The 6,461-nt window shown below is 74.2% G+C and carries 5 protein-coding genes and 1 pseudogene; 3 read left to right on the top strand and 3 right to left on the bottom strand.

Going from position 1 to position 6,461, the window contains the following annotated elements:
• A pseudogene (locus tag AB0J52_RS22320) lies at window positions 1-857 on the bottom strand (hypothetical protein); the annotation flags it as partial.
• 225 nt (window positions 858-1,082) lie between these two features.
• Here AB0J52_RS22320 and AB0J52_RS22315 point away from each other — a divergent pair.
• Both AB0J52_RS22315 and AB0J52_RS22310 read left to right on the top strand, forming a co-directional pair.
• Complete coding sequence (locus AB0J52_RS22315; RefSeq protein ID WP_500183812.1) at window positions 1,083-1,676, top strand: RNA polymerase sigma factor; 594 nt, start codon at window positions 1,083-1,085, stop codon at window positions 1,674-1,676.
• A gap of 3 nt (window positions 1,677-1,679) precedes the next feature.
• Window positions 1,680-2,735 carry an LCP family protein gene (locus tag AB0J52_RS22310; RefSeq protein ID WP_500183808.1) on the top strand — a complete coding sequence of 352 codons (1,056 nt, stop codon included), beginning with the start codon at window positions 1,680-1,682 and terminating at the stop codon, window positions 2,733-2,735.
• Here AB0J52_RS22310 and AB0J52_RS22305 read toward each other — a convergent pair whose 3' ends face one another.
• A complete protein-coding gene (locus AB0J52_RS22305) occupies window positions 2,736-3,884 on the bottom strand; it encodes an aminotransferase class V-fold PLP-dependent enzyme (protein WP_500183806.1) in 1,149 nt (382 codons plus the stop codon).
• A gap of 252 nt (window positions 3,885-4,136) precedes the next feature.
• Between AB0J52_RS22305 and AB0J52_RS22300 the strand changes: the two genes are divergently transcribed.
• Entirely contained in the window at window positions 4,137-6,026 is a 1,890-nt protein-coding gene (locus AB0J52_RS22300; protein WP_500183810.1) for an ABC transporter ATP-binding protein, read from the top strand.
• A gap of 188 nt (window positions 6,027-6,214) precedes the next feature.
• On the opposite strand, the gene AB0J52_RS22295 is transcribed toward AB0J52_RS22300, so the two are convergent.
• Window positions 6,215-6,461, bottom strand: a 247-nt coding sequence (locus AB0J52_RS22295) for an ROK family protein (protein WP_500183804.1), incomplete at its 5' end; no start/stop codon positions are given.

Here is a 6,461-nt window from a genome sequence, read left to right as displayed (position 1 = left end):
TGGGGCGCACCAGGGTCGCGCGCACCACCGTCGCGCCCACCACCGTCGCGCGGGCCAGCGGCGCGTGGTTCGGCGTCGCGCGCTTCGGGGGCGCGGGAGGCGGGGGTGCGCGGGGAGGGCTCGGGGCGGGCGGGGTCGCGCGGGGACGAGTCGGGTGGGGTGGTCTCGTGGGCGCTGCTTGGGCGGGCGTCGGGGCCGCTGGGGCCGCTGGTCCGAGGCGTGGTGGGGTGGGTGCCGCTGCTCCGGGAAGGCGCGCCGGACGGTCCGCCGTCACGCTGCGGGCCGGCCGGGTGGGAACCGCTGGTGTGCGGGGTGGTCGGATGCGGTCCGCTCGTGCGCGGGGCGTCCTCGTCGTGCGCGGGCGCGTCCGGCTTGGAGGCGCGGACGGTCGGGAGCCTGTCCTCGACCGTCGGGGACGCCGACCGGAAGGGCGTGCTCTCCGGACGCTCCGGAGCCGTGATCGTCCACTGCCCGGACGACTTGGCCGCCTGCGCCGGGTGCGGCCCCGACGCGCGCGAGTCGCGGGCCTTCTCCGGCCTCGACTCGCGCGACTCCCGGCCCTGCTCCGGCTCCGGCTTCGGTGCCGACTCCCGCTTCGGCTCCGGGGCGGCCGGGACGGCCGGGTCGTCCTCAGCGGGCTCGGGTTCGGCGTCCGCCTGGGCCTCGGCGTCGGGTTCCTCGGCGGGCGCGCCGTCGGAGGGCTCGTTCTCGTCTTCGTCCGAGGGGCCGCGGGCGGGCTCGGCGGCGGGCCTTCCGGGAGCCCGGTCGTCCGGTGTCCCGGGTACGGCGAACCGGGCCGTCTCCGGCCGGGCCGGGTCCTTCTCGTCTCCCGGCCGGTCCTGGGCGTCGTCCGTCACGCCGCGTCCTCCTGCTCGCCCCTGAAGCGGAAGAGCGCGCCAACGACCCGGACCTCCCCGTGGTCCGGGTCTCCGCGCTCCCCTGGGAAGATGCGCAGGTTATCCGGAAAGTTCACTTAGTTACGAAACAGTGATCTTGGGACCGCGAACCCGGGACGGGCCGAACGGCAAGACACCGTCGATGAAACGATGCCCGCTATCTCCGGGAAGGCCGTGGTGTCCACGATGACCGCCCCGCCCGCCGTGACGGCGGACGACGCGGAGCTGATCCGCCGGTCGCACGACGATCCGGAGGCCTTCGCCGCGCTGTTCGACCGCTACTCCGGGATGCTGTACCGCTACGTGTCCCGCCGGCTCGGCCCCGAGACCGCCGAGGACCTGGTCGGGGACACCTTCCTCGCCGCGTTCGGCGGACGGCGCCGCTACGACCTGTCCCAGCCGGACGCCCGACCCTGGCTGTTCGGCATCGTCACCAAGATCATGGCGCGGCACCACCGCCGCGAGGCCGCGCACTACCGGGCGCTGCGCCGCAGCCCCGTGGACGGTCCCGTGGACGGCCCCGCCGACCGGGTCGCCGCGGGCGTGGCGGCCTGGGAGTCGCGCACCGCGCTCGCCGGGGCGCTCGCCGCGCTGCCTCGCCGGGACCGCGACGTCCTGCTGCTGGTGGCGTGGGGCGACCTGACCTACGAGGAGGTCGCGTGCGCCCTGTCCATCCCCGTCGGCACCGTCCGGTCGCGGCTGAACCGGGCGCGCCGCAAGGTCCGCGCCGCGCTCGGCGGCGTGGACCCGACCGCCGACCCGGCCGTTGAGGAGGGCTGAGCCGTGGACGACCTTTCGACCCTGCGCGACCTCGGCCGCGCCCTGGAGCACGATCCGCCACCGTCCCTGGCCCGGCAGCGCTCGCGGCTGACCGACGCTGCGCGCGCGCCGCGCCGCCGGCTGCGCCCGCGCGGCTGGACGGCCCTGGCGCTCGCCGCCTGCGCGGTGGCGGCGCTGCTGCTCGTCCCGGCCGTCCTGCTGCGCGGCGGCGGTGGCGACGCCGATCCCCGGAAGGCGGGGTCCGGCTTGACGGGAGCGGACAGACGCCCGCTGACCCTGCTGCTGCTCGGCTCCGACGCCCGTACCGGGAAGAACGCCGGGGCGGGGGGCGGCGGCCACGCGATCGCCGCGCGCTCCGACACGATGATGCTGGTCAGGCTGCCCGCCGACCGCAAGAAGGTGAGCGTCGTAAGCCTGCCGCGCGACCTGCTCGTCGAACGGCCCGCGTGCGTGCGCGCCGACGGGCGGGAGACCCGGGCCGGGACGGGGCAGATCAACGCGGCCTACAGCGAGGGCGGTGTGTCCTGCGCGATCAAGACGGTGGAGCACGTCACCGGCGTCCGCGTGGACCAGACCGTCGTCGTCGACTTCACCGGGTTCGCCCGCATGGTGGACGCCCTCGGCGGCGTGACGGTCACCCTGCCCAGGTCCGTGAACGACCAGAAGTCGGGGCTGCGCCTCACCGCCGGGAAGCACAAGCTCGACGGCAAGGGCGCCCTCGCGTACGCGCGCGTCCGCCACGGCATGGGCGACGGCTCGGACCTCAGTCGCGTCAAGCGCCAGCAGAAGCTCGTGGCCGAGCTGGCGCGCGAGGCCCTGCGCATGATGCGTGACGACCCGATCCGGTTCGCCAGGTTCCTCCAGGTGAGCGCGAGTTCGCTGAAGGTCTCTCCCGCGTTGGACCTGGGGAACTTCAAGGCGCTGGCCGAGAGCCTCAGGCACACCGATCCGTCCGAGGTGCGCTTCGTGACCCTGCCGAACCGTCCGAGCCGGGCCGACCCCAACCGCATCGAGGTGGACGAGCCCCGCGCGGCCCGGGTGCTCGCCCCCTTCAAGTAGTCACAGGAGGGCGAGCAGCCGCTCCACCTCGTCCTCGGTGTTGTAGTAGTGCACGGAGGCCCGGACGACCGCTTCCACGGCGTCCGGGTCGTATCCGTGGGTCACGGGCTGCGCGACGTTCACGTTGATGTCCCGTTCGCGGGCCGCCCGCACGATCTCGGCCGGCGGGCGGCCGTCCACGGTGAACGTGACGGTGCCGGAGCGCAGCGCCCCCCGGTCGTGGACGGTCACGCCAGGCTTGGCCGCCAGCTCCGAGCGCAGCAGCGTGGCGAGCACGTCGATGCGCGCGGTGATGGCGTCCATGCCGAGGGCGCTCGCGTAGTCGGCGGCCACGCCGAGGCCGATCTGCCCGGCCATGTACCGCTCCCACGTCTCGAACCGCTTGGCGTCCGGACGCAGCTCGTACCGGTCGGGCACGTGCCATTCGGCGGCGGCGTTGTCCAGCATCGGCGGCTCCAGGTCCGCGAGGACCTCCCGCCGCGCGTAGAGGAAGCCGGTGCCGCGCGGTCCGCGCAGGAACTTGCGGCCGGTCGCCGACAGCAGGTCGCAGCCGATCTCCTCGACGTCCACCGGGATCTGCCCGGCCGACTGGCAGGCGTCCAGCAGGAACAGCACGCCCGCCGCCCGGCACAGCCGCCCGACCTCGGCGGCCGGGTTGATCAGCCCGTTCGACGTCGGGATGTGGTTGAGCGAGACGAGCCGCACGCCGCCCTTGCGCAGCTCGGCCTCCAGCGCGTCGAGGTCGATCGTGCCGTCCGGGCCGTCGGGGATGACGTCCACCCGCACGCCGCGCTGCCGGTAGGCGATCGCGTTGCTGGAGTACTCGGTGGTCGTGGTCAGGACGCGCTCGCCGGGCGCGAACCGGATGCCGTAGAACGCCAGGTCCCAGGCGCGGGTGGCGTTCTCGACGTAGGCGATCTCGTCGCGCCGGGCGCCGATCAGCCCGGCGACGGCGTCGTAGAAGTGGTCGAGGGCCTCGGCGTTCTCCTCGGCGGCCTCGTAGCCGCCGGTCATCGCCTCGAGTTCCAGGTGCCGGGTGACCGCGTCCATGACGGGGCGCGGGGGGAGCGCCGCCCCGGCGTTGTTGAGGTGCGCGACGCGGGCGCAGCCGGGGGTGTCGTTCCGGACCTTCGTGACATCGATCGCCATGATCACGACGTTACCCGGCGGAAAGGCGCCGCGCTCCGCCGGGATCCCGGCGATTCCGGCGGACCGCCAGAAGTCCCCGGCGGGCGCCGGCCGCCTCCGGGCGCGTCCACGCGCCTGCGGGGGAATGTCGGACGCCTCCGGCAGAGTGGTGCGGTGAGCGGAGTTGACCTCAAGTTAAGTTGAGGTCGCAGGATGGGGCTCCGGCGCATGCAGGACCCTCGACCGGACACCTCGACCCACGGGCGGACGCACATGGACATGGAAGTGACCGCGTGGCACTCGCTGCACCACGCGATGAACGCCAAGGACGAACGCCGTCCCTTCTCGAAGGCGACGCTGCGCCGCATCGCGTCGTTCGCCCGCCCGCACTCCCGCCGGATCGCCGGGTTCCTCGCGGTCAGCGTGGTGCTCGCGGTGATCGCCGTGATCACCCCGGTGCTCGCCGGACGCGTCGTCAACGCGATCGTCGGGCACCGCCCGTCCGGCGTGGTCATCGGCCTCGCCGTGACGATCGCGGTGCTCGCGCTCGCCGAGGGCGGTCTCGGCCTGCTCAACCGGTGGCTGTCCGCGCGGATCGGCGAGGGCCTGATCCTCGACCTGCGCACCACCGTGTTCGACCACGTCCAGCGGATGCCGGTCGCGTTCTTCACCCGCACCCGCACCGGCGCGCTGGTGTCCCGGCTCAACAACGACGTGATCGGGGCGCAGCGCGCGTTCTCCGACACGCTGTCCGGCGTGGTCAGCAACCTGGTCACGCTGCTGCTCACGTTCGCCGTCATGGTCGGCATCTCCTGGCAGGTCACGCTGCTCGCGCTCGTCCTGCTGCCGGTGTTCGTGCTGCCCGCGCGCCGGATGGGCCGCCGCCTCGCCGGGCTGCGCCGCGAGGCCGCCGCCAACGACGCCGCCATGTCCACCCAGATGACCGAGCGGTTCTCCGCGCCCGGCGCGACCCTGGTCAAGCTGTTCGGACGGCCCGCCCGCGAGTCCGCCGAGTTCGCCGTCCGGGCCCGCCGGGTGCACGACATCGGCGTCCGCACGGCGATGCTCCAGCACGTCTTCATCACCTCCCTGACCGTCGTGTCCGCGCTCGCGCTGGCGCTGGTCTACGGCCTCGGCGGCTACCTGTCGCTGCGCGACCAGCTCGACGCGGGCGCGGTCGTCGCGCTCGCGCTGCTGCTCACCCGCCTCTACGCCCCGCTCACCGCGCTCGCGGGCGCGCGCCTGGAGGTGATGAGCGCGCTGGTCAGCTTCGAGCGCGTCTTCGAGGTCCTCGACCTGGAGCCGCTGGTCAAGGAGAAGCCGGACGCGCAGGCGGCCCCCGAGGGCCCGGTCTCGGTCGAGTTCGACCACGTCCGGTTCGGCTACCCGTCCGCCGACAAGGTCTCGCTCGCCTCGCTGGAGGAGGTCGCCACCCTCGACTCGCGCGGCGGCGTCGAGGTGCTGCACGACGTGTCGTTCCGCGCCGAGCCCGGCCAGATGGTCGCGCTCGTCGGCTCGTCCGGCGCGGGCAAGTCCACCATCGCCCAGTTGCTGCCGCGCCTGTACGACGTGGACGGGGGCGCGGTCCGGCTCGGCGGCGCCGACGTCCGCGACCTGTCGTTCGGCGCCATCCGCGACACGCTCGGCATGGTCACCCAGGACGGCCACCTGTTCCACGACTCGATCCGCGAGAACCTGCTGCTCGCCCGTCCCGAGGCGGACGAGGACGACCTGTGGGACGCGCTCCGCCGCGCCCGCCTGGACGACCTGATCCGCTCCCTGCCCGACGGCCTCGACACCGTCGTCGGCGAGCGCGGCTACCGCCTGTCGGGCGGCGAGCGCCAGCGCCTCACCATCGCCCGCCTGCTCCTCGCCCGCCCGCGCGTGGTCATCCTCGACGAGGCGACCGCGCACCTCGACTCCACGTCCGAGGCCGCCGTCCAGGAGGCCCTGAGCGAGGCGCTCGACGGCCGCACCGCGATCGTCATCGCGCACCGGCTGTCCACCATCCGCGCCGCCGACCAGATCCTGGTCATCGAGTCCGGCCGCGTCGTCGAGCGCGGCACCCACGACACCCTGCTCGCCGAAGGAGGCCGCTACGCCGAACTGCACGCCACCCAGTTCGCCGACCAGTCCCCGTCCGACAAGAAGGTCCTCGCCTGACCCGGGCCGCACCCCTGACTCGAACCGCACCCCCCTGAACGAGCGGCGACCCGCGAGCCGCGCCGCTCCACCCGGATCTGGTCCGTTCCACTTCCCTGGGAACGGGCCGGATCCGGCATTTTTCACGGCCGAGTGAGAACCGGACGATGGCCGCCGTCCTGCGAAAGCGACGACCACCGCCCGGAAACTTAGGAATTCACCAGCCGCTGGGCGAGGACGGCCGCGCCGTGCATGCCGGCCAGCGGGCCCAGCTCCGCCGGGACCAGCGGCGGGGGAGTGCGGAAGGTCAGGCGCGGGACGAGGCGTTCGGCCAGCGGCGGCAGGAGCGCGTCGCCCGCCTCGGCGAGGCCGCCGCCCAGCACGATCCGGGACGGGTCGAGCATCAGCGTCGCCGCGGCCAGCGCGTCCGCGAGGGTGTCGAGCGCGGTCGCCCAG

This window comes from Spirillospora sp. NPDC049652, from assembly GCF_040675125.1.
GTDB lineage: Bacteria > Actinomycetota > Actinomycetes > Streptosporangiales > Streptosporangiaceae > Spirillospora.
The sequence above is the reverse complement of the archived record's forward strand: the minus strand, read 5'-3'. Positions and strand labels throughout refer to the sequence as shown.